The organism is Clostridium pasteurianum BC1 (assembly GCF_000389635.1).
Taxonomy (GTDB): domain Bacteria; phylum Bacillota; class Clostridia; order Clostridiales; family Clostridiaceae; genus Clostridium_I; species Clostridium_I pasteurianum_A.
This window is the reverse complement of record NC_021182.1, coordinates 4,029,094-4,052,320: the sequence shown is the minus strand read 5'-3', so window position 1 is coordinate 4,052,320 and position 23,227 is coordinate 4,029,094. Positions and strand designations below refer to the sequence as shown.

Here is a 23,227-nt window from a genome sequence, read left to right as displayed (position 1 = left end):
AATTATAATATTAGTACAGTGTATATTAAATATATGATATAATTTTTATTAGGACATATTTATCTAATGACTAAATCCGTAATACTACCAGCATACTCTGTGAAAACGATTAATATAAAATTAAAAATTTTGGTTTTCTGCTTACACTTTGTGAAAGCCACCAAATACAAAATAAATTTTGTTTTGTCTGCTTTTCTATCAAAGTGGGAGATAAGGTCTGCTACGTTGTTAAATAACAATTTACCCTAAAGGACAACGATTTCTAAGTATCGAAAATACCGATACTAAGAAATCTGTTTATGATATGCATTTTATTGCAGTCTAATTAATATACATTGTTATATTCTGTGATTTTAAAGGAGGATTATATTATGCAAAGTAGAGAGTTATTAAAATTTGATGATTTGTCACAAGAAGATATGGATACCTTACGATTTAGAATAAAGCAGCTGTATCAGGTTATTGAGAGCTCCTATGATGGTATATATATAACAGATGGAAATGCAAATACTATATTTCTAAATAGATCCTATGAGGAAATTACAGGAATGAAGAGAAACGAAATGATTGGGAAAAATATGGAATATTTAGAAAACAACGATTATATTTCCCAATCTGGCACACTCATGGTACTTAATAGTGGGAAAAATGTGACAATTGAACAGGAATTTAAAAGTGGTAAGACGGTACTTGTTTCCAGCAGTCCTATTTTTAATGACAAAGGCGATATAACAATGGTAGTTACCAATGTAAGAGATGTTACAGAATTATATGAATTGAAGGAACAGCTGAAGAAAAACAAGGAACTTACTGAAAAATATTATTCTCAGGTGGAAGCTATGAGAAATCAATTATTAAATTTTTCAGATTTAGTAGCTGAGGATAATGAAATGCTCTATATACTGGAAATAGCAGAAAAGGTTGCTAAAGTTGATACTACAGTACTTTTACTAGGTGAAACAGGAGTTGGAAAAGAAAAAGTAGCTAAATATATACATAAAAATAGTACTAGAAAAAGTAGAAGCTTTATAAAAATAGATTGTGGAGCTATACCTGAGAATCTTATAGAATCTGAACTTTTTGGCTATGAAAAAGGAGCATTTACAGGGGCTAATAGATATGGGAAAATTGGACTTTTTGAATTAGCGAATGGTGGAACAATTTTTCTAGATGAGGTAGGTGAACTGCCTTTGAATATGCAGGTAAAACTTTTGAGAGTACTTCAGGAAGGTGAAATTAAAAAAGTAGGAGGAACTGACACCATTAAAGTTGACGTGAGAATAATCGCAGCTACTAATAGAAATTTAGAAGATATGGTAAAGAAAAATACTTTTAGAGAGGATTTGTATTATAGATTAAATGTAGTTCCCATTACAATTTTACCTCTTAGAAAGAGAAAAGGTGATATTGAACCATTAATAAACCATTTTTTAAACACCTTTAATAAAAAATACCATTTTAATAAGGTTATTACCTGTGGTGCGATAAATTGTTTAAAGGAATATAGGTGGCCGGGAAATGTTAGAGAATTGAGAAATATAATAGAGAGAATTGTAATTATGAGTTCAGGGGATAATATATTGAAAAGTGATCTCCCTATTAAAGAAATATGGAACAATCAGCAAGTTAAATCTCAATTCCATAGTGATAATATAACTCTAAAAGAAGCAGTAGAAAATTTGGAACAATCATTGATAGAAAGTGCTTTTGAGAAATGTGGAAATGTAAGATCAGCAGCTAAAGAACTGGGAATAGATGCTTCTACATTAGTAAGAAAAAGAAAAAGGTATAAAAACAAACATATGTTGCAAAAATGAAGTCTGTTGCATTTTTGCAGTTGATTTGAATTTATTATAAATTATTTAATCTCCAGCCAATATTAGTAGCCTAAAGCAGTAATATAACCGTAAAGAAAACGTTTCCTGATGCAATAATGCATCAAATAAATAACTTATATAAAAAAATTTTAAGCTTATTTTAATAAATATAAGTGTCCAATGTAGATAAAAAGGGCATTTATATTTATTTTTTTCAATTTAAAGAATTTGGCATTAGATTTGCTTTATATAATTATATAAATAAAAATATATTTTGAGAGGAATGATTTTAATGGCTTTAATGACAGGAGAACAATATGTAGAAAGTATACGTAAATTAAAATTAAATATTTATATGTTGGGAGAAAAAATAGATAGCCCTGTAGATGATCCGATCCTTCGTCCATCATTAAATTCTGTAAAGATGACTTATGATTTAGCTCAGCAAGCAGAATATGAAGATTTAATGACAACGATTTCAAATTTAACAGGTAGAAAAATAAATAGATTTACGAATTTGCATCAGAGTTCAGAAGATTTAGTGAAGAAAGTAAAAATGCAAAGATTATTAGGACAAAAAACAGCTGCCTGTTTCCAGAGATGCGTTGGAATGGATGCATTTAATGCAGTATATAGTACTACGTATGAAGTAGACAAACAGTGTAAAACTAATTATTTTGAAAACTTTAAGAAGTTTTTAACATATGTACAAGATAATGATTTGACTGTAGATGGAGCTATGACAGATCCTAAAGGTGATAGAGGACTTTCACCAAGCAAACAAGCTGATCCAGATTTATATTTAAGAGTAGTTGAGAGAAGACCAGATGGAATTGTAGTAAGAGGTGCAAAAGCTCATCAAACAGGCATGTGTAATTCTCATGAAGTTCTTGTATTACCTACAATTGCTATGAGACCAGAAGATAAGGATTATGCCGTGGCATTTTCAATACCAACAGATACAGAAGGAATAACTATGATAATTGGCAGACAATCCTGCGATACTAGAAAATCTGAAAAAGATGCTGATATCGATGTTGGGAATAAGGTATTTGGTGGAGTAGAAGCTTTAGTTGTATTTGATGACGTATTTGTGCCAAATGACAGGATATTCTTAAATGGTGAAACCGAATATGCAGGTATGTTGGTAGAAAGATTTGCGGGATATCATAGGCAGAGTTATGGTGGATGTAAAGTAGGAGTAGGTGACGTATTAATAGGAGCTGCTGCATTGGCTGCCGATTATAATGGAGCAGCAAGAGCATCTCATATAAAGGATAAAATAATAGAGATGACACATTTAAATGAAACTTTATATGCTTGTGGAATTGCCTGCTCTGCTGAAGGTCATCAAACAAAAGCAGGAAATTATGAAATAAATTTATTATTAGCTAATGTATGTAAACAAAACGTTACAAGATTTCCATATGAGATAGTAAGATTAGCAGAGGATATAGCAGGTGGAATAATGGTTACTTTGCCATCTGAAAAAGACTATAACAATCCTGCAACTAGAGAATATGTAGATAAATATTTAGTAGGGGTTGCTTCTGTAACTACAGAAAATAGAATGAGAATACTCAGATTAATAGAAAACTTAAGTCTTGGAACCGCTGCAGTAGGTTATAGAACTGAGTCCATGCACGGGGCAGGTTCACCACAGGCTCAAAGAATAATGATAGCAAGACAAGGTAATATCCCTGCCAAGAAGAAGCTGGCAAAAGCTATAGCTAGAATACAAGAAGAATAGAGGAAAGAATTATGAGAGAAAAGGTACTTAAAGTAATTGAAGAAAAAATAAGACCATACCTTAATAGTCATAATGGAGATATTGAACTTTTAGATATAAAAAACGGTATAGTTAAAATAAGACTTTTAGGACAGTGCAGTGGTTGTATTTCTGCAAAGTATACTGTACAGGATGTAGTAGAAACTTCTCTTAGAAATGAAATCCCTGAGATCAAAGAAGTGCAGCTTATAGATTATGTAAGTGAAGAAACCATATATATGGCAAAAAAAATATTGAGTAAAAATATATAGATATGTTTACTTTGAGTATAGGGATTAAATACTGTGGAGGATGTAATCCTAGTTACGATAGAAAAAACTTTCTGTGGAAAATAAAACAACTTATTAATGCAGATTTTGAGAATGCACAAGTTGATAAAATTTATGACATAGTTATAGTTTTATGCGGATGTGATATCTGTTGTGCAGATCATAATAAGATTAAATATAGATTTAAAAAAATATTAGTTACATGTGCAGAAGATTACTATGAGATTAGAAAATATTTTAATTATATAGAAAGGATGGTATTTGTGAACTGGAAAGATGTATATAAAAATAGATTAGTTAGTGCAAAGGAAGCAGTTTCAAAAATAAAATCTAATAGTAGAGTAGTTGTCTCACATGCTGTTGGAGAGCCTTTAGATCTTATTGATGCACTGGTTGAAAATAAAAATCAATACGAGAATCTAGAAATAGTTCATATGGTAGCTATGGGAAAAAGCGAATATGTTAAGCCAGAAATGGAAAAATATTTTCATCATAATGCCTTATTTGTAGGTGCCAGTACAAGGGAAGCTGTGGAGTCTGGTAGAGCAGAATATACACCTGGTTTTTTTTATGAAGTACCTAGATTATTTAAAGAGGGTTATTTATCGGTAGATGTAGCACTAATTCAAGTAAGTGAGCCAGATGAATACGGATATTGCAGTTTTGGTGTATCTAATGATTACAGTAAGCCTGGAGCAGAAAACGCTAAAATTGTTATTGCTGAAGTAAATAAGAATATGCCTAGGACTTTAGGAGATTCCTTTATACATGTTTCGGATATTAATTATATTGTAGAATCTTCACATCCACTAATAGAGTTAAAACCTCCCAAAATAGGTGACATAGAAAAAGCTATAGGAAAGTATTGTGCTTCATTAATTGAAGATGGTTCAACACTCCAACTTGGAATAGGTGCTATTCCAGACGCAGTACTATTATTTTTAAAAAATAAAAAAGATCTTGGAATACATTCGGAAATGATATCTGATGGTGTTGTTGAATTAGTAGAAGCTGGAGTTATTAATAATAAGAAAAAGACTCTTCATCCAGGAAAAATAGTTGTAACTTTTTTAATGGGGACAAAGAAGTTATATGATTTTGTGAATAACAATCCTATGGTTGAATCGTATTCAGTTGATTATGTAAATAATCCATTGGTAATTATGAAGAACTACAAGATGGTTTCTATAAATTCCTGTGTTCAGATAGATTTAATGGGACAGGTATGTTCTGAAAGTATTGGATTAAAGCAAATAAGCGGAGTTGGAGGTCAGGTTGATTTTATAAGAGGAACTAGTATGGCTGAAGATGGAAAGGCTATTATTGCAATACCTTCAACGGCAGCTCACGGTAAAGTTTCAAGAATAGTTCCATTTTTAGATGAAGGGGCTGCAGTTACAACTTCTAGAAATGAAGTAGATTATATAATTACAGAGTATGGTATTGCACACCTTAAAGGGAAGACTTTGAGGGATAGAGCTAAAGATTTAATAAATATTGCCCATCCTGATTTTAGAGAATCATTAATAATAGAATTTGAAAAAAGATTCAATTGTAAATTTTGATGATGGTACAAAACAGGAAATATTGAGAAGAACAATCATATATTACACAAATTCTTTTATACAAGTAAATTCACAGATAATGTGAATTTGCTTGTACTTTTATTCCATGTTTCAAAAGTTGAACCTATACTGCCATCAGCTCTTAATGTAGTTATTATAGAAAAAATTTATCAAAAAACATTAATGATATGTATTTAGATTATTATAATTTATCAAAAGAAATAATTAAGGAAGTCTATAGAATAACTTTAACTTTGTCTACCGTCAGAATAAAAGTTATTCTATAATCAATACTTAGTTTACTAAATTCAATTAGCACTTTATTAATTTAATTTTCATGCCTTTTAATTTATTTTAGATTTAATATACACCTTTTACCAGGTGTGTAATAGCACTTATTGTATGAGACACATCTTGGCTTTTTAGTATCTCCTGAAGCCCAACGATTTACTAAATCTGGCTCACAAGTCAAGGGTCTTCCCAGTGCAAAATACTCAATATTAGAGTTGTTTAAAATTTCTTCCATTAAATCAATGTGTCTGTTACCACCAACTAGAATAACAGGAATAGAAATTCTTTTAGATAGTTCTATGGCATAGTCTTTAAAATAACTTTCTTTTTCTATACTGCCCGCTATACCTGTTCTTGCAGTGGTTAGATTATTTTCTATTGATTCTGTAATGGATTCATTACCACCACCTACATTTAAAATTATAATGACATATGATCCTGGCAGAGTAGCCCGGATCATTAATGATGTAGAATTTATAATTTTACTCTATTCTTCTTTGTCCTGAACAAGTTCACCCCAATTAAAAAGTGCAACAATAATTGGCTTTATTGAGATTCCAAATTCCGTTAATTCGTATTCAACCTTTGGTGGAACCTCAGCATAAACAGTTCTCTTAACTATACTATCTTTTTCAAGCTCTCTTAATTGGAGTGTTAACATTCTATGAGTTATCCTAGGCATCTCGCGTCTTAGTTCATTAAATCTTTTTTTACCATTGAGCAAACGATAAATAATTATACCTTTCCATTTTCCACCTAAAATATTAAGGCTAGTTTCCACAGGACACTGAATATTAGTACATTCTTCATTTATTTTAGATTCAACACAATCTTTCACATTATCACCTCAGTATAAAAAGTATACTTAAGTACCTTTTCGTATATTATATATAAAAAATGTGCATACTTCAATATATTTAATTTTACATTTATAATTATTTTATAATGAAAATTTAGGGATTTGAAAATAAATAACAAGTGAAAAAGGTTAGCTATTTTTTGAAGATGCCTCATTATAATATTGAATTTGAAAGGTGGAAAAATACATGTCAATTGAAAAAGAAAAAATTATAGAAGCCTATAATTTTAGACACGCTTGTAAGGAATTTGATGCAGATAGAAAAATATCTCAGGATGATTTTAATTTTATTCTTGAGACAGCTAGATTATCTCCAAGTTCTTTTGGTTTTGAACCATGGAAATTTGTAATTGTACAAAATGAAGCATTAAGAGAAAAACTCAAAACTGCAGCTTAGGGAGCTCAAGGGCAGCTGCCTACAGCAAGCCACTTTGTAATAATTCTTGCCAGGAAAAAAACTGATATGATTTACAGTTCTCAGTATATTTCTGAGTTTATGGGCAAGGTGCAGCATCTTCCTGAAGATGTTATCAAAGGAAAGAAAGCTGCCTATGAGGGTTTCCAAAAAAATGATTTTAAGCTGCTTGAAAGCGACAGAAGCATTTTTGACTGGGCTTCAAAACAGACATATATAGCTCTTGGTAATATATTGACCTCAGCAGCTGAAATAGGTATTAATTCTTGTCCTATTGAAGGTTTTGATAAAGAAAAGATAGAAGATATACTTGAAAATGAAGGCATGCTTGATAAAGATAAGTTCGGGGTTTCTGTAATGGCTGCTTTCGGATACAGAAAAGCTGATCCAAGACCAAAGACAAGACAATCGCTAGAAAAAATAATAGAGTGGATTAAATAAATTTACTATATATATTTTTGGTTGAATAATACAGTATTTTATTTCTTATTTTTCCAAAATCGTCATCTTTTAATTTTAAATCCCATGTTGCCCGCTAGTTCCCTATAATAAGATTATTAAAACTGCATAAATATAATAGTGTTATTAAAAAGGAGGTATTGTATATGGTAAAGAAAGATGACAATAAAATATCAACACCAACGGCAAAAGAAACTTTAAATAAGCTTAAAATAGAAGCTGCGCAAGGAGTCGGAATTCCACTTAAAGAAAGAGCTAATGAAAATGTTACTCCAAGACAAAATGCTTCTGTAAGTATAACTAAAGATTCCTAAAAAAATTTAAAATGATTTCTATACTGTCAATGAATTTATAGTACAAATCCTTCTTATACAGCACATAAGTTTAGGCTTGTGTGCTTAATTTATTATATAAAAATACCTCTTTACACTGGTGTTTTATATTGTATACTAACTCGGTGCGAAGAGGATTTACAACTCTATAAATTTAATTTTTACTTCCGCCAATTATACTCCATAAATGGTACTTTACAAATAAATCAACATTGACGAATCCTGCATCTTTTAGCCATTCAATCTGACTAAGAAAGCTTTCATGTAGGTCATCACCATTTACTTTAGGGGTATCAACATGCTTAATATTTCTTTCCTGCCATTTGCCAAAGGTAGATGTCCAACTTTCGTAATATTTTAGTTTATCTGCTGGAATTTGTGACTTAGCATTGTTAACATGATCCACCCAAAAATTCATGCTATTTATGTAGGAATCTGTATACAATGTCTTCATTTCATCACAGTTAAAAAACCAGCCACAAGGTTTAAGCATATTGTAACAGTTTTTATATAGTGCTTTTTTCTCCTCGGTTTCCAAATGGTGAATAGCTGACATTGAGAAAATTAAATCTGCCTTTGCATTTATTTTACTTTCTAAATTATCTTGCAGAGTAGTTATTACGTATTCTACTCTATCAGAGTAAGCGCTTAGTCTTTTCTGAGCAGCTTCCATAAAATCAGTAGAATAGTCAATCCAGTAACATTTAGCTTTTGGAAAATTACTTAGAATTCTTTCTAAAAATATTCCACTGCCTGCACCTAAATCAAATACTGTTATTTCATCATCATCCTTAAAAGGGGTTGATTTTATTGCTTCATTCTGAAGAAAATCATATTGTGGTAGTACATACTTAATCATTTCATTATAAGTTTCAGCCATTGAAAAAAATCTGTCTTTGTCTTTATAATCCATTATTTTTCTCCTCCATATCATTAATGGTAAAGTTAATACATAATAATATTATAGGGTAAAAATAACTATAACTAAAATGAATATTAGTTATGATTGTTATAATTTTAAGGAATGATAAAAATTATAACAATAAATATTGACAACCAATTTTTACCATGTTACAATTTAATTATGAGTTGAGAATACGTATTCATAAATTTCTTAAAGCTAGGATCTTAAATAATGCATTGCATTTTAATTTTGCAAATAAAACGTAAGACTATTAACAATTAATAAACTTATCTTCATTTATCCGATGACTACCATCTCTAATACTTCCACCACTTTTCGTAAAGTGGGAGTAAAGAGTGGCTACGTCCCTGGATAACGATTTATCCTAAAGGACAACGATTTCTAAGTATAAAAAATACTGATACTAAGAACTCTGTTAGTAAGCATCAGGTGGAATAAAAACTCCACCTGATGCCAAGAACTCTGTTTATAAATAAACCTTACTTGATTAAAACTTTTATTATACTAACACTAATAAATATAGTGTAAAGGTAGGTGGATTATAGAATGAGAAAATTGTATGCCTAATTAGATAAAATAGTAAGCAGATAGTTTTAGTTTATTATGTAAAGGTTTTCTTAATCTTGATTATACAGATTTAGCATGAAAAGCTATTGCCATTTCATAATTTGATAGGAATTATGATTTCCATTTGTTGATTATCATATATGTAGGGGGAATATTTATGAAAAAAAAATTATCACTTTTATTAAGTGTATTGTTGGTTACTGGACTTTTAAGTGGTTGTGGAAGCAGTACAAGTTCATCAAGTAATTCAGGAAATGGAAAGGAAGTAGAAATTACAGCATGGCAGCCTGATCCTGGGCCTGGCTCTGAACGTGATTCTTTTGTAAATGCAGTAAAGGGTTTTAATGATGCTAATAAAGGTAAAATTAAAGTAGATTTAAAACTTTTACCAAGAGGTAATTCTTATGAATATGAGAATAAGATAAGTGCAGCTGCGACTTCACATACAGAACCAGATATTGTAAAAATGGATGGACCTAATGTTGCTAACTATGCAGATGCAGGAATTATAATCCCGTTGGATGAGTATTTTACATCAGAAGAAAAAAGTGACTTTGTACCATCTATTATTCAGCAGGGTACTTATAATGGTAAGCTATATGCCTTGGGAGAAACTGAATCAGATGTTGTGCTTTTCTATAATAAAAAATTATTGGATGCTGCAGGAATAAAACCTCCAACTGATTTGAAAGATGCTTGGACATGGGATGATTTATATGATGCTGCAAAAAAACTAACAACTAACGGTGTTTATGGTATTAATATGTCCTGGGATTTAGGGGAAGGGCAAATTTATGGATTTGCTCCATTTATCTGGTCTAATGGAGGAAAGCTGATTTCTGATGATGGAAAGAAAGCTGATGGCTATATAAATAGTCCACAATCCGTAGAAGCACTTACTTATTTGCAGAAATTTGCAAAAGAAAAATTAATGAATCTTCAGGCAGTACCAAACGAATTTGAAAATGGAAAAGCTGCTATGCTTTTAATGGGAACATGGGAGCTTTCAACATTAAAGAAATTCCCTAATATTGATTATGGTATAACATATTATCCTGCAAGTCCAAAAACTAAGAAAGTTGTTTCACCTTCAGGTGACTGGTGCTGGGGAGTAACTTCTGATAGCAAACATCCAAAAGAAGCTGCGGAATTTATTAAATGGATGACTTCAACAGATATATCATATTCAGTAGCTAGAGGAGCAGGGAAACCAGCTGCTAAGAAATCATCACTTGACAAAATGTCTGAGTATAATTCTTATCCTATGTCTGTTATAAAAGATCAAGTTTTAAATACGGCTCATCCAAGACCACATACAACATCATATCCTGTTTTATCAAAGGAATTCTCCAATGCAACGCAGGATATTTTTAAGGGAGCTGATGTTAAAACAACTTTAGATAGAGTAGCTAAGAGAGTTGATGATGATTTAGCAAATAATAAAAAGTAATAAATAACTTGTGTAAGTAAGTATGTTTTAAACTAAACCATACTTACTTACAGAATATGAAAGGAGAATATACATGCAAACAAATACTAGCTCTATTAATATGAAAAAGTCAAAGCTTAATGATAGTTTGTTAAAATATAAAAATAAAAAGCTATTTTGGGAATTTGTTTTGTACTCCCTGCTCTTATATTAATATTTGTGTTTTTAATATTGCCAGCTATTCTAGCAGCTACTTACAGTCTGCAGAATTATAATATGCTGAAGCCAGGACAGAGAACTTTTGTTGGGCTTAATAACTTTAAATTAATTTTGTCAGATAAAACCTTTTATAAAGCTCTTTGGAATACATTTTATTTTACAATAATTGTAGTACCTTTACAAAGTGGTGTTGCATTATTGCTTGCTATATTAGTAAATAAAAAAATTAGAACTTCCAATTTTGCAAGAATTGCTTTTTTTAGCCCCGTAATCACATCCATAGTAGTAGTTTCAATTTTATGGACAATTTTATATAACAAAGATAGCGGCTTAATAAATGGAATTTTACAAATGTTTGGTATAGCACGGCAGCCATTTTTACTAAGTGAACATCAAGCTATGAATTCAATTATTGGTATGTCTGTTTGGCAGGCAGCAGGCTTTCAAATGATGATTTTTCTTGCAGGACTTCAGGATGTACCGGAAGAATTGTATGAAGCAGCATCTATTGATGGTGCCAATGCATGGGTTAAATTTAAGAATGTTACACTTCCAGGTATAAGTAATGTATCAAAATTTATTATATTGATTACTACTATACAGGCATTTAAATTATTTTCTCAACCCTATGTTATGACAGGGGGTGGGCCAAATGAATCCACGAAAACATTGGTATATATGATCTTTGAACAAGGTTTTCAGTATAGAAATGTGGGGTACTCTTCTGCAATGGCTGTAATATTTTTCTTCATTATTTTATCTGTTTCTGTAATAATGCAAAAATTTCTTTTGAAAGAAAAACAATGAATTAGTTGAGGTGATATTAATGAATATGAAAGCTAAAAAAAGATTAATAAAAATTGTACTTTATGTTTTACAGATTACTGCATCAATCATTTTTATTGTTCCGCTATTATGGATGGTAGAAGCTTCATTTAAGCCTGAAAATGAAATTTTTAAAAATGTGGGCAGCTTAAAAGGATTTCTTATAAGTAATTTTACACTTCAAAATTATCATGAAATGTTAATAAGAATACCTTTTATGGGATATATACTTAATAGTTTTATTTATATAGGTGTTATAGTTGTACTTGGCATAATTGTAAATTCTCTGGCAGGATATGCACTGGCAAAGCTTCATTTTCCAGGCAGTAAAATAATATTATTAGTTATTATAGGATTATATATTGTTCCTTTTGAAACCGTTTTATTACCACTATATTTAATAACAAATAAACTTGGATTGATAAATCATTACTCAGCATTATATTTACCATTTATAGCTGAATGTTTTAACATATTCTTGTTTAGACAATTTTTCATAGGATTTCCAGTAGAATTAGAAGAAGCTGCTGAGATTGATGGAGCCTCTCCATTAAAAACTTTTATAAAAATTGTATTACCTAATTCAAAACCTGTTATTGCTACTTCAGCAGTTTTAACTATTGTGGGACACTGGGGGGATTTCATGTGGCCATTGATGGTTACTACAGATGATTCATTACGTACAGTACAAGTTGGTATTCAGCTATTCTTTACTGATCCTCCAGTACATTATGGGCCTATAATGGCTGCACTTACTTTTACTACTTTACCAATGATTATAATTTTCCTTGCATTACAGCGTTATTATGTTCAAGGTATAACTTCCACTGGTCTAAAAGGTTAAATATATAATCTACTCAATAGCTATTATTGACTGACAATTCTTAGGATGATAAAATTAGACTTATATATAAATACGTTTTGGAAAATCAAAGGAGGATATGCTGTTGGTTACAATGAAAGATATAGCCAAAAAAGCGGGAGTTTCTCAGGCTACAGTATCAAGAGTTATAAGTGGAAATTCTTCAGTAAATCCAGAAATAAAAAGAACGGTAATGGAGTGGGTAAGAAAGCTTGAATATAAGCCTAATCTTATGGCACAAAGTCTTGTTGGAAATAAATCCTTGCTTATAGGTGTAATAATAACAGACATATCTAATCCATTTTTTTCAGATATAATTAAATCAATTGAAAGTGAAGCTGCAAAATACGGATATAGCATTATATTATGCAATACAGATGATAATTTAGGAAAAGAAAAGAAATATATAAGTATACTTAAGAGTTATAATGTTGATGGTATCTTGATAGTACCAAGTAATTCTGGAATCAACGTTTCTAAAAACCTGAGAAATATTAATATACCTACTGTTGTTATTACCCAAGATGTTGGCGGATTTAGTTGCATTTCTATATCTCATTATATAGGTGGAAAAGAAGTAGCAAAACATTTAATAAATATGGGATACTCAAAATTTATTTTTGTAGGTGAAGAGGATGAAAAGTATAGAGGATTTAAGGAAGAAATAGAGTCTTTTGGTTTTGATATAGATAAAGATTTATTTCTTATTAACTATAAATTAGTGAATAAAAAATTGCCAAAATTTTTAAAATCTATTATTGAGGATTCCGATATTGGAATATTTGCATGTAATGATATAGAGGCTCTAATTGTACTTGATATTTTAAAGGAGATGAGGGTTGGAATACCAGAAAAAGCAGCTTTAGTGGGATTTGATAATACCTTTATAAGTAAGGAAGTAAGTCCAAGTTTAAGCAGTGTAGCTCAACCTATAGAAGAGATAGGAAGACAGTCTATAGAGACATTAGTTGATATTATGTGTCATAAAAAAGAATTTAAAGAAAGACATGTAATAATAGAACCTAGACTTGTAGTAAGGGAATCAAGTGTAAAGTCCATAGAGTATTAAATTATAAATTTTAATGTAAACAGTTAAATTTATAATTTAATACTTATATTTAAATAATTTAAGAATACGTATTCTTAAATTATTATCTGTTACTTGAGCAATGTAAGTAAGATTTGGGTATTATTGAATGAATCAAGTATAGTCTTATTTTATTCTAAAGGGTGTATCATTTCAGCTTCTAAAAATTAGATTATTACTTTCAAATGAGAGTAAGGATTTCTAAAAATAAAATTAAAAATTTGGAGGAGTTTATTTATGAATCTTTATAGACCAATTTATCACTTTATGCCAGAAAAAAATTGGATGAATGATCCTAATGGACTTGTTTATTATAAGGGAGAATATCACATGTTTTACCAGTACAATCCTAATGGTATTGAGTGGGGAACAATACATTGGGGGCATGCGAAGAGTAAGGATTTAATTCGATGGAAACATTTACCTATTGCTCTATATCCATCTAAAGAAAAAGGTGAAACACATTGTTTTTCAGGTTGCTGTGTAGTTAATAATGAGGAACCTACAATTTTTTACACAAGTATAGGAGAAGATGAAAGAAACCCTAGAATTGGAGCACAGCAGTGGATGGCCATAAGTAAAGATAATATGTATACATGGGAAAAATATGATAAAAATCCTGTACTTTCTTTAAATTTACACGGTGATATGGATGTAAAAGAGTGGAGAGATCCCTTCCTTTGGAAAGAAGGAGGGCTTTGGTATATGGTTCTTGGTGGCAGCCATAATGATAAAGGCTGCGTTTTTATATACAAATCTACAAATTTAAAAGAGTGGAAATTTCTAAATGTTTTAGATGAAGGTAATGAATATGCTTGGGAATGTCCTAATTTTATTAAATTAGGCGATAAATATGTTTTAATTTATTCACCCTATGATGAAGTCAAATACTCCATTGGTACTATAAATAGTGATTATAAATTTATGGTGGAAGCAAGAGGTATTGTTGATAACAGTGGGAAAGAGGGATTCTATGCTCCAAATTCATTAGTAGATACTACAGGCAGACGTATAATGTTCGGATGGCTGAAGGAAACTGCCAGAGGTAAACTTAAAGTTGGAGAATGGGCAGGTGTCCAATCTGTACCTAGAATATTAACTATTGAGGATAATAAGCTCCATATGGAGCCAGCTGAAGAATTGCAAATCTTAAGAAAAAATCATAAAAAATATGAAAATATAGATATATCAGAAAGCTGGAGACCAGAAGCAAAGGGAAAAGCTTTAGAAATAATTGCTGAATTCAATATTGATAATGATATAAATGAATTTGCTATAGATCTTTTAGCTTCTAAAGACAATGAAGAAAAAACTTCTATAGTATACAGTACTGAAAATAATAGTTTATCTGTAGATAGAAGCAAGTCAAGTGCATCTAATTTAACTGACAAATCCAAATTGGAAACTGATTTTTCACTTAAAGACGATGAAACACTAAAATTACACATTTTTATTGACCATTCTACTGTTGAAGTATTTATCAATTACAGAAAGTGTATATCTGCTAGAGTATATCCAATAAAAGTAGATAGTGAAAATATTAAAATTTCTGTATTGAAGGGGGATAAACTTAAACTTAAATCTCTTGACATTTGGGAAATGAATTCAATCTAGTAATAATCAATGAATCTTACTTAGTGGGAATTTGTACTCTCAACTCCTATCAAAGTGGGAGATAACGGCTGCTACGTCCCTGGATAACGATTTACCCTAAAGGACAACGATTTCTAAGTATCGAAAATACCGATACTAAGAACTCTGTTAGTAAGTTTCAGCTGGAGAAAAAAACTCCACCTGAAACAAAGAACTCTGTTTATGTGAATTGCTTTCACTGAGTGTAGTGGAGTATTACAACTATTAGTCAAGGGATAAAATATAAGTAATGTGGAAAACTAATTAATATTTTAGTTTTTCACATTACTTTTTTATTGTAATAAATATTTACAATCTTTATACAATCTTTATACAGATAAGTACAATCTTAACTACAACTTTATATGTAAGATGATAATATTAAGTTTGAAAAGAACAGGGGGTGGAAATATTATGCTGGATATGATATTTATAGCTGTAATTTTGATTGGATTTATAGCTTTAAAATACTTTACGGATTGGTGTGAAGGCCAGGTAAGTAAAAAATAGTACTGGAGGCGTTATTTATGATTTTTTTAGGTATAGTGATAATTTTATTGTTTATTTATTTATTCTATGCATTATTTAATCCTGAAAAATTTTAATTAGGTATATGAAAATAAAACTCACTGGTTATTTATTTGAATATGCCAAAATACAAGGAGGTTATTAATATGGAAATATTGCAAATAGGTATTATACTTTTAGTATTTGTACTACTTTGTATTCTTGTAGGTAAATACATTTATAAAGTGTCAGAACATGAAAGAACTTTTTTAGATCCAGTATTAGACAGAGTAGATAATTTTATTTACAGAATTTCAGGAATAAAAAAAGAGGATATGAGCTGGAAACAGTATATTTTTGCATTGATTTCATGTAATGCTGTGGCAGCTTTTCTTGCCTTTTTAATTTTAAGGCTTCAGTCTATTCCTATTTTGAATCCTAATCACATTGGAAGTATGGAACAGGGACTTACCTTTAATACGGTGATAGCTTTTATGACTAATACAGATATTCAGGATTATAGTGGTGAGTGGGGCCTTTCCTATTTTAGCCAGATGATAGTAATTACATTTTTTATGTTTTTTGCTGCAGCAACAGGGCTGGCAATAACTTTAGCATTTATAAGAGCAATTTCAGGAAGGAAAAAGGAAATAGGAAATTTTTATGTAGACCTTGTAAGAATTATAACTAGAATATTACTTCCTTTGTCTATTATAGTAGCTGTATTTTTTATTCAGCAGGGAGTTCCACAAACTTTAGCATCTAATAAAACAGTAACTACTATAGAAGGAAAGCTTCAGGATATTCCGATGGGACCTGTTGCAAGCTTGGAAGCTATAAAGATGCTGGGAACCAATGGAGGAGGATTTTTTGGTGCTAATTCAGCTCATCCTTTTGAAAATCCAACACCACTTACAAATGCTGTTCAGTCGGTTTCAATATTGCTTTTGGCAGGAGCGGTAGTAGTATGCTTTGGATACATGCTGAAAAAGAAAAAACAGGCAATTTCCATATTTGCTGCCATGGGAGTGCTTCTAATAATAGGAATAACAATAAGCTATATGGCTGAAAAGGCTGGCAACCCTGTTCTTGCAGGTTTGGGACTTAATCAGCTTATGGGAAATATGGAAGGTAAAGAAGTAAGATTTGGCGTAGGCTTATCTTCACTTTTTACTACATTAACTACAGCCACATCTACTGGAGCAGTCAACAATATGCATGATTCATTGACTCCTATAGGTGGTGCAGTAGCACTTATGAACATGATGCTTAATGTAATATTTGGAGGAATAGGTGTAGGGTTTATGAACATGATTATGTTTGCTATACTTACAGTTTTCCTCTGTGGACTTATGGTAGGAAGAACTCCAGAATTTTTGTCAAAGAAGATTGAAGGTAGAGAAATAAAATTAATAGCATTGGCAATAATCATTCATCCGCTGTTAATACTTATGTTTTCAGCTGCGGCATTGATAGTGCCACAGGGATTAGCTGGTATATCAAATCCTGGCTTTCATGGACTTACTGAGATTTTATATCAATTTACAAGTGCAGCAGCAAATAATGGTTCTAGCTTTGGTGGGCTAAATGTTAATACAATGTTCTGGAATACTAGTACTGGAATAGTTATGCTGGCTGGAAGATATATATCAATGATAATATTAATTGCTGTAGCGGCATCATTAGCTTCAAAGAGAGCAATACCTGTAACTTCAGGTACTTTTAGAACTGATAATGCAGTATTTACAGTAACGCTTATATTTATTGTTTTGGTAATTGGTGCACTTACTTTCTTTCCAGCATTGTCTCTTGGACCTATTGCTGAACAGCTTACATTATAAAGGAATGGTGTATGATTATGGAAAATAAAAAATCTAAATTTATTACAAAGGATATAATGAAAGATGCTACTGTGGAATGTTTTAAAAAGTTAAATCCTAAATATATGGCTAAAAATCCTGTTATGTTTGTAGTTGAAATTGGTTTCTTAATAACATTGCTTCTTACAATTTTCCCTAATATATTTGGCGATACAGGAAACAATTTAAGAATTTACAATTTTATAGTAACTATAATTTTATTTATAACAGTACTATTTGCAAATTTTGCTGAGGCAGTAGCAGAAGGTAGAGGAAGAGCACAGGCAGAAACTTTAAAGAAAACTCGTAAGGATACCTCAGCAAAGCTTTTGGATTCCAGTGGAAATGTAAAAGTAATAAGTGCAAATGAGCTTAAAAAAGATGATATAGTCCTTGTTGAAAGTGGGGATGTAATCCCTAATGATGGCGAAGTTATTGAAGGTATAGCATCTGTAGATGAATCTGCAATTACTGGTGAATCAGCACCCGTTGTAAAGGAATCTGGAGGAGATTTTGCTTCAGTTACAGGAGGAACAAAGGTTTCTAGTGATTGGCTAAAAATAAAGATAACAGCAACCCCAGGTGAATCTTTTTTGGATAAAATGATTAATCTTGTAGAGGGTGCTTCAAGACAAAAGACACCTAACGAAATTGCACTTAATACTATACTTGTAAGTCTTACACTTATTTTTCTTATTGTACTTGTGACACTTTATCCTATGGCAGGCTATGCTGGTGTGAAAATTTCAATATCAACACTTATAGCACTGTTAGTTTGTCTTATACCAACCACTATAGGCGGACTTTTATCTGCTATTGGTATAGCTGGTATGGATAGGGTCACTAGATTTAATGTAATAGCTATGTCAGGAAAAGCGGTTGAATCTTGTGGCGATGTAGATACTATGATACTTGATAAAACGGGAACTATAACCTTTGGAAATAGACTGGCATCAGATTTTATTCCTGTTGGAGGCTCAGAAAAAGCAGAACTTATAAATTATGCGGTGATATGTTCTTTAAAGGATGATACTCCAGAGGGCAAGTCTATAGTTGAACTTGGAAACAAGTTAGGATGCTCAGTAGACAAAGATAAATATATTAATATAAAGTTTGAAGAGTTTACAGCACAGACCAGAATGAGTGGAGTGGACTTGGAAGATGGAACCAGTATAAGAAAAGGAGCCTATGATGCCATAAAAAAGAGAGTTAATGAACTTAAGGGTAAAATACCTGAGGAGCTTGAGGAAGAGGTAAACAAAGTTGCTAAATTAGGTGGAACTCCCCTGGTAGTATGTGTTAACAATAAAATTTATGGTGTTATATATCTAAAGGATACTGTTAAACCTGGACTTGTGGAGAGATTTGGAAGACTACGTGAAATTGGTATTAAAACTATAATGTGTACAGGTGATAATCCACTTACAGCTGCAACTATTGCTAAAGAAGCAGGTGTAGATGGCTTTATTGCAGAGTGCAAACCTGAGGATAAGATAGAAGCAATAAAAAAAGAGCAGATGGATGGTAAAATCGTGGCAATGACAGGAGATGGAACCAATGATGCACCCGCTCTTGCTCAGGCTGATGTAGGTTTAGCAATGAACAGTGGAACTACTGCTGCAAAAGAAGCTGCAAATATGGTGGATTTAGATTCGGATCCTACAAAAATATTGGAAGTTGTTGAAATAGGAAAGCAACTGCTTATAACAAGAGGTTCACTTACAACTTTTAGTATAGCTAATGATGCTGCAAAATATTTTGCTATAATACCAGCTATATTTACAGTAGCTATACCACAGATGCAAGTTATGAATGTCATGAAATTATCTACACCTAATAGCGCAATACTGTCAGCATTAATATTTAATGCTGTAATAATACCACTTCTCATACCTATTGCTATGAAAGGTGTAAAATATAGGCCTATGAAAGCAGAATTGTTACTTTTGAGAAATATGCTGATATTCGGACTTGGTGGCGTGATAGCACCTTTTGTAGGAATAAAAATTATAGATATGCTTATAACTCCAATTATCAGAATTCTTAATTTAGGTTAAATTAATATATCTATCATAATAAATAGGAGGTTTTAATATGAAAATGCTTCAAAAGTCTCTTCGTTTGACTATTGCATTAATGATAATTTGCGGAATCATTTATCCGCTTTTTATAACGGGAGTAGGCCAGGTGCTCTTTACTAAACAGGCAAATGGCAGCATTATAACAACTAATGGTAAGGCAGTTGGCTCAGAATTAATAGGTCAAAATTTTACTGATCCAAGATTTTTTAGAGGTAGAGTTTCCTCGGTAAACTATAATACCTATACGGAAGCAGATACAAAACCAGATAAAAGTGGAAAAGTAGCTTACTCAGGAGTTGCATCTGGTTCTCAAAATTTAGGACCATCAAATAAGCTTTTAAAAGAGAGAGTGCAGAAGGACATAGATGATTTTCTGAAAACTCATCCAGGTGTAAAAAAGGAAGATATACCAACAGATCTTCTTACAAGTTCTGGCTCTGGACTTGATCCTGATATAAGTCCAAAGGCTGCTGTGGTTCAAATACCTGCTGTATCAAAGGCAACAGGTATAAGTAAGGAAGACCTTCAGAAAATAGTTGATAAATACACAGAAGGCAGAACTTTTGGTATTTTTGGAGAATCTAGAGTAAATGTACTTAAGGTTAATCTTGAAATAGCAGCTATTTTAAATAAATAATGAAATTAGACTTCTTAAATGATGAATTAAAGTTTTATTATATAAGTATGCAAAGTTATGACGGTTACTAACTTGTTATCTCTTAAAAAATGCTTTAGGCTAATATATAATAAATAAAATTGAAAAGGAAGAAAATAAGCCTATGAGGGGAAAGTTAAAAATATTTTTTGGTTATGCTGCAGGTGTGGGAAAGACTTATGAAATGCTCAGGGAAGCCCAAGAAATTAAAGAATCAGGTGAAGATATAGTTATAGGTTATATTGAGCCTCATGCCAGACCTGAAACCATAGCATTAACTAAAGGACTGGAAAAAATAGAACTCAAAACTATAAGATACAAGGGAAGCACTTTCAGAGAATTTGATATTGATAAGGCACTAATAAGAAAGCCTAAGATAATATTGGTAGATGAGCTTGCTCATACTAATGGAATAGGTCAGAGAAATAGAAAAAGGTGGCAAGATATAGAAGAACTTCTTGCAGCGGGAATAGATGTATATACTACTGTAAATGTTCAGCATATTGAGAGTTTAAATGATGTTGTAGAAAATATAACTCATATTTCTGTACGGGAGACTATTCCAGATAAAATATTTGATGAGGCTGAAAAGGTAGAAATAGTAGATATTGAACCTGATGAGCTTTTAAATCGTTTTAAGAGTGGTAAAATATATAGAATAGAGCAGGTTAAAAGGGCGTTGCTTAATTTCTTTACCAGAAATAATTTGTATGCACTTAGAGAAATAGCACTTAGAAGGATTGCAGATAGAGTAAATTATGAAGTGGAAAGTGGGAGGCTAGCCAAAAGAGAAATTACTGTTATTCCAGCATCTGAACAGATATTGGCCTGTATTAGTCCATCTCCATCCTCAGCAAAGGTTATACGTACTGCTGCAAGGATGGCAGAAAATTATCATTCAAAATTTGTTGTTCTATATATTTCTACAACCAAGGCCGAAAATTTAAGTAAAGAAGATAAAAAGAGATTAAATTTGAATTTTAGTTTAGCTGAGAAATTAGGAGGAGAAATAGCTCAATTATATGGAGATAATGTAGCGGATCAAATAATACAGTATGCCAAGTTTCGAAATATTACTAAATTAGTCATAGGAAAAAATTATAAACGAAGTAGTAAAATACTTCATTTCTATGCAAAGGATGTAGTAGACAAACTTATGGATTCTAATGCTTATATTGATGTTTATGTAATACCAAATTCATTGTATAAGAAAAAAAGAGAGAAGTTAATCCGAAAATTAAATAGATGGAACAATTTTTCCCTTAAAGAAATTAGTGAATCAATATTAATTATAGGAATTGCCACAGGGATTGCACAAATTTTCGATTATATGGGTCTAAACGATACTAATGAAATTATGATTCTTATATTGGGTGTTATAATTGTATATATAAGAACAACTGGATATTTTATTGGAGTCATAGCCTCAATAGTTGGAGTATTAATGTTTAATTTTTTATTTACCGAGCCTAAGTATTCCCTTGAAATTTATGATAAAAATTATTTGATTACTTTTACTATAATGCTTATAGTGGCATTTATAGTTGGAAACCTTACGAATAGAATACAAAAGGAGTCTAATAATTCTTATACAAGGGAAAAAAGAACCCAAACACTGTATATGGTCAGTAGCAAGCTTTTAAGTGCAGTGGGTGCTTCAGATGTTATTTCCATAGGAATAAAATATACTTCAAGATTAATTAACAGAACTGTAGTGGCATATTTGTCTGAGGATAATAAGCTTTCAGCTTCATTTGTATATAATAATAAGAGTGAAAATGAAAATGAAATTTTAAACAGAGATGAAAATGCAGTAGCTTACTGGTGCCTTTTAAATGGTAAGGAAGCTGGCAAGGGTACTGATACTTTTTATGGAGCTAAGGGATATTATGTACCTATAAAAATACAGGAAAAAATACTTGGAGTTATTGGGGTATCATGCTTACAAGGCTTTCTTGAGCCTGAACAAAAATTTATTGTTCAAACTATTACAGGGCAGATAGCTATTGCCTTAGATAGAGAAATTCTTTCAAGTGAGCAGGAAACCTCCAAGGTTCAGATTGAAAGAGAACGTCTTAGAAGTAATTTATTAAGATCAATTTCTCATGATCTCCGAAGTCCTCTTGCAGGGATTAAGGGTTCCATAAGTACGATTTTGGAAAAGGGAAAAGTTATATCTGAAAAGACAAAAGAAGAATTATTAAACGGAATTTATGATGATACTGAATGGCTTATAAGATTAGTTGAAAACCTACTGAGCATGACTAAATTTGATGAAGGAAATATGGATATTATTAGAAATATGGAATTAGTAGAAGAGGTAGTATCTGAAGCGGTGCAAAGAAGTTCCAAATATTCTAAAGATCATAAAATAAAAGTTAATGTTCCGGAAAAAATTATAATGGTCCCTATGGATGGTAATCTAATTGAACAGGTAATCATAAATTTACTGGATAACGCTGCTAAATTTTCTCCTAAATATTCTATTATAGAAATAAAAGTTTATGAAAGTGAAGAAGATGTGATTTTTCAAGTGATTGATAACGGCTGCGGAATAGAAGAAAAAATATTATCTAATATATTTGAAAGGTTTTTTACAAATGGTAGTAAAATATCCGATTCAAGAAGGGGCGTTGGTCTAGGGCTTGCTATTTGTAAGTCAATAGTAGAAGCTCATGGCGGTAAAATTACAGCTGCTAATAAAAAAGGTGGGGGAGCTATATTTACATTTAATATTCCGAAGAAACATGAAAATTTAAAAAAGTAGATTATTATTCTTTTCT

General features: G+C 31.2%; 20 protein-coding genes. 17 read left to right on the top strand and 3 right to left on the bottom strand.

Translation table 11 applies throughout. The features are described 5' to 3' along the window. Window positions 1-371: 371 nt before the first annotated feature. The 4 genes from CLOPA_RS18875 (at window position 372) to CLOPA_RS18860 (ending at window position 5,440) form a co-directional block, all read left to right on the top strand. On the top strand, window positions 372-1,817 hold the full coding sequence (locus tag CLOPA_RS18875) for a sigma-54 interaction domain-containing protein (RefSeq protein ID WP_015617028.1): 1,446 nt from the start codon (window positions 372-374) through the stop codon (window positions 1,815-1,817). Between the two features lie 292 nt (window positions 1,818-2,109). Continuing rightward, window positions 2,110-3,567, top strand: a complete 1,458-nt coding sequence (locus CLOPA_RS18870; RefSeq protein WP_015617027.1) for a 4-hydroxyphenylacetate 3-hydroxylase family protein — start codon at window positions 2,110-2,112, stop codon at window positions 3,565-3,567. A gap of 11 nt (window positions 3,568-3,578) precedes the next feature. Continuing rightward, window positions 3,579-3,857: a NifU family protein gene (locus CLOPA_RS18865; protein ID WP_015617026.1), complete on the top strand. Its 279-nt coding sequence runs from the start codon at window positions 3,579-3,581 to the stop codon at window positions 3,855-3,857. A gap of 272 nt (window positions 3,858-4,129) precedes the next feature. Beyond that, window positions 4,130-5,440 carry an acetyl-CoA hydrolase/transferase family protein gene (locus tag CLOPA_RS18860; protein ID WP_041711609.1) on the top strand — a complete coding sequence of 437 codons (1,311 nt, stop codon included), beginning with the start codon at window positions 4,130-4,132 and terminating at the stop codon, window positions 5,438-5,440. A gap of 349 nt (window positions 5,441-5,789) precedes the next feature. On the opposite strand, the gene CLOPA_RS18855 is transcribed toward CLOPA_RS18860, so the two are convergent. Then, window positions 5,790-6,191: a hypothetical protein gene (locus CLOPA_RS18855; RefSeq protein ID WP_051115670.1), complete on the bottom strand. Its 402-nt coding sequence runs from the start codon at window positions 6,189-6,191 to the stop codon at window positions 5,790-5,792. Between the two features lie 27 nt (window positions 6,192-6,218). Beyond that, the gene (locus CLOPA_RS18850; RefSeq protein ID WP_015617024.1) at window positions 6,219-6,569 is read right to left on the bottom strand and encodes a winged helix-turn-helix transcriptional regulator; all 351 of its coding nucleotides are present in this window, start codon (window positions 6,567-6,569) and stop codon (window positions 6,219-6,221) included. Between the two features lie 208 nt (window positions 6,570-6,777). Between CLOPA_RS18850 and CLOPA_RS26275 the strand changes: the two genes are divergently transcribed. The 3 genes from CLOPA_RS26275 to CLOPA_RS24570 all read left to right on the top strand — a co-directional run bounded on the left by CLOPA_RS26275 (window position 6,778) and on the right by CLOPA_RS24570 (window position 7,778). Then, window positions 6,778-6,987 (top strand): nitroreductase family protein, encoded by a 210-nt coding sequence (locus tag CLOPA_RS26275; protein WP_242834229.1) that lies wholly within the window; start codon window positions 6,778-6,780, stop codon window positions 6,985-6,987. 66 nt (window positions 6,988-7,053) lie between these two features. Further along, entirely contained in the window at window positions 7,054-7,446 is a 393-nt protein-coding gene (locus CLOPA_RS26270; RefSeq protein ID WP_242834228.1) for a nitroreductase family protein, read from the top strand. Window positions 7,447-7,610: 164 nt separating this feature from the next. Next, the gene (locus tag CLOPA_RS24570; protein ID WP_015617023.1) at window positions 7,611-7,778 is read left to right on the top strand and encodes a small, acid-soluble spore protein, alpha/beta type; all 168 of its coding nucleotides are present in this window, start codon (window positions 7,611-7,613) and stop codon (window positions 7,776-7,778) included. A 172-nt stretch (window positions 7,779-7,950) separates the two neighbouring features. Here the strand turns inward: CLOPA_RS24570 and CLOPA_RS18840 are convergent, their stop codons facing one another. After that, complete coding sequence (locus tag CLOPA_RS18840) at window positions 7,951-8,709, bottom strand: class I SAM-dependent methyltransferase (protein WP_015617022.1); 759 nt, start codon at window positions 8,707-8,709, stop codon at window positions 7,951-7,953. 736 nt (window positions 8,710-9,445) lie between these two features. Here CLOPA_RS18840 and CLOPA_RS18835 point away from each other — a divergent pair. The 10 genes from CLOPA_RS18835 to CLOPA_RS18795 all read left to right on the top strand — a co-directional run bounded on the left by CLOPA_RS18835 (window position 9,446) and on the right by CLOPA_RS18795 (window position 23,211). Further along, on the top strand, window positions 9,446-10,738 hold the full coding sequence (locus CLOPA_RS18835) for an ABC transporter substrate-binding protein (protein WP_015617021.1): 1,293 nt from the start codon (window positions 9,446-9,448) through the stop codon (window positions 10,736-10,738). Between the two features lie 156 nt (window positions 10,739-10,894). Next, window positions 10,895-11,743 carry a carbohydrate ABC transporter permease gene (locus tag CLOPA_RS18830; protein ID WP_015617020.1) on the top strand — a complete coding sequence of 283 codons (849 nt, stop codon included), beginning with the start codon at window positions 10,895-10,897 and terminating at the stop codon, window positions 11,741-11,743. Between the two features lie 25 nt (window positions 11,744-11,768). Next, the gene (locus CLOPA_RS18825; RefSeq protein ID WP_155241942.1) at window positions 11,769-12,605 is read left to right on the top strand and encodes a carbohydrate ABC transporter permease; all 837 of its coding nucleotides are present in this window, start codon (window positions 11,769-11,771) and stop codon (window positions 12,603-12,605) included. A gap of 112 nt (window positions 12,606-12,717) precedes the next feature. Further along, complete coding sequence (locus CLOPA_RS18820) at window positions 12,718-13,692, top strand: LacI family DNA-binding transcriptional regulator (protein WP_242834342.1); 975 nt, start codon at window positions 12,718-12,720, stop codon at window positions 13,690-13,692. A gap of 255 nt (window positions 13,693-13,947) precedes the next feature. Further along, window positions 13,948-15,324 (top strand): glycoside hydrolase family 32 protein, encoded by a 1,377-nt coding sequence (locus CLOPA_RS18815; RefSeq protein WP_015617017.1) that lies wholly within the window; start codon window positions 13,948-13,950, stop codon window positions 15,322-15,324. 545 nt (window positions 15,325-15,869) lie between these two features. Continuing rightward, window positions 15,870-15,947 (top strand): K(+)-transporting ATPase subunit F, encoded by a 78-nt coding sequence (gene kdpF, locus CLOPA_RS26870; RefSeq protein WP_080648392.1) that lies wholly within the window; start codon window positions 15,870-15,872, stop codon window positions 15,945-15,947. A gap of 69 nt (window positions 15,948-16,016) precedes the next feature. Then, window positions 16,017-17,690, top strand: coding sequence for a potassium-transporting ATPase subunit KdpA (gene kdpA, locus CLOPA_RS18810; protein WP_015617015.1), 1,674 nt, complete (start codon window positions 16,017-16,019; stop codon window positions 17,688-17,690). 17 nt (window positions 17,691-17,707) lie between these two features. Beyond that, window positions 17,708-19,765 carry a potassium-transporting ATPase subunit KdpB gene (gene kdpB, locus CLOPA_RS18805; protein ID WP_041710979.1) on the top strand — a complete coding sequence of 686 codons (2,058 nt, stop codon included), beginning with the start codon at window positions 17,708-17,710 and terminating at the stop codon, window positions 19,763-19,765. 37 nt (window positions 19,766-19,802) lie between these two features. Then, entirely contained in the window at window positions 19,803-20,426 is a 624-nt protein-coding gene (locus CLOPA_RS18800) for a K(+)-transporting ATPase subunit C (protein WP_015617013.1), read from the top strand. A 142-nt stretch (window positions 20,427-20,568) separates the two neighbouring features. Next, window positions 20,569-23,211 (top strand): sensor histidine kinase, encoded by a 2,643-nt coding sequence (locus tag CLOPA_RS18795; protein ID WP_015617012.1) that lies wholly within the window; start codon window positions 20,569-20,571, stop codon window positions 23,209-23,211. The last annotated feature ends 16 nt before the right edge of the window (window positions 23,212-23,227 follow it).

What these genes read in the sequence shown, in the direction of transcription:
- CLOPA_RS26275 (WP_242834229.1), top strand. Translation starts at nt 6,778, where the DNA reads ATGTCAATTGAAAAAGAAAAAATTATAGAAGCCTATAATTTTAGACAC.
- CLOPA_RS18875 (WP_015617028.1), top strand. Translation starts at nt 372, where the DNA reads ATGCAAAGTAGAGAGTTATTAAAATTTGATGATTTGTCACAAGAAGAT.
- CLOPA_RS18860 (WP_041711609.1), top strand. Translation starts at nt 4,130, where the DNA reads ATGGTATTTGTGAACTGGAAAGATGTATATAAAAATAGATTAGTTAGT.
- CLOPA_RS18855 (WP_051115670.1), bottom strand. Translation starts at nt 6,191, where the DNA reads ATGATCCGGGCTACTCTGCCAGGATCATATGTCATTATAATTTTAAAT.
- CLOPA_RS18870 (WP_015617027.1), top strand. Translation starts at nt 2,110, where the DNA reads ATGGCTTTAATGACAGGAGAACAATATGTAGAAAGTATACGTAAATTA.
- CLOPA_RS18820 (WP_242834342.1), top strand. Translation starts at nt 12,718, where the DNA reads ATGAAAGATATAGCCAAAAAAGCGGGAGTTTCTCAGGCTACAGTATCA.
- CLOPA_RS18800 (WP_015617013.1), top strand. Translation starts at nt 19,803, where the DNA reads ATGAAAATGCTTCAAAAGTCTCTTCGTTTGACTATTGCATTAATGATA.
- CLOPA_RS18795 (WP_015617012.1), top strand. Translation starts at nt 20,569, where the DNA reads ATGAGGGGAAAGTTAAAAATATTTTTTGGTTATGCTGCAGGTGTGGGA.
- CLOPA_RS18840 (WP_015617022.1), bottom strand. Translation starts at nt 8,709, where the DNA reads ATGGATTATAAAGACAAAGACAGATTTTTTTCAATGGCTGAAACTTAT.
- CLOPA_RS18865 (WP_015617026.1), top strand. Translation starts at nt 3,579, where the DNA reads ATGAGAGAAAAGGTACTTAAAGTAATTGAAGAAAAAATAAGACCATAC.
- kdpA (WP_015617015.1), top strand. Translation starts at nt 16,017, where the DNA reads ATGGAAATATTGCAAATAGGTATTATACTTTTAGTATTTGTACTACTT.
- CLOPA_RS18835 (WP_015617021.1), top strand. Translation starts at nt 9,446, where the DNA reads ATGAAAAAAAAATTATCACTTTTATTAAGTGTATTGTTGGTTACTGGA.
- CLOPA_RS18825 (WP_155241942.1), top strand. Translation starts at nt 11,769, where the DNA reads ATGAAAGCTAAAAAAAGATTAATAAAAATTGTACTTTATGTTTTACAG.
- CLOPA_RS18815 (WP_015617017.1), top strand. Translation starts at nt 13,948, where the DNA reads ATGAATCTTTATAGACCAATTTATCACTTTATGCCAGAAAAAAATTGG.
- CLOPA_RS24570 (WP_015617023.1), top strand. Translation starts at nt 7,611, where the DNA reads ATGGTAAAGAAAGATGACAATAAAATATCAACACCAACGGCAAAAGAA.
- kdpF (WP_080648392.1), top strand. Translation starts at nt 15,870, where the DNA reads ATGATTTTTTTAGGTATAGTGATAATTTTATTGTTTATTTATTTATTC.
- CLOPA_RS26270 (WP_242834228.1), top strand. Translation starts at nt 7,054, where the DNA reads ATGATTTACAGTTCTCAGTATATTTCTGAGTTTATGGGCAAGGTGCAG.
- kdpB (WP_041710979.1), top strand. Translation starts at nt 17,708, where the DNA reads ATGGAAAATAAAAAATCTAAATTTATTACAAAGGATATAATGAAAGAT.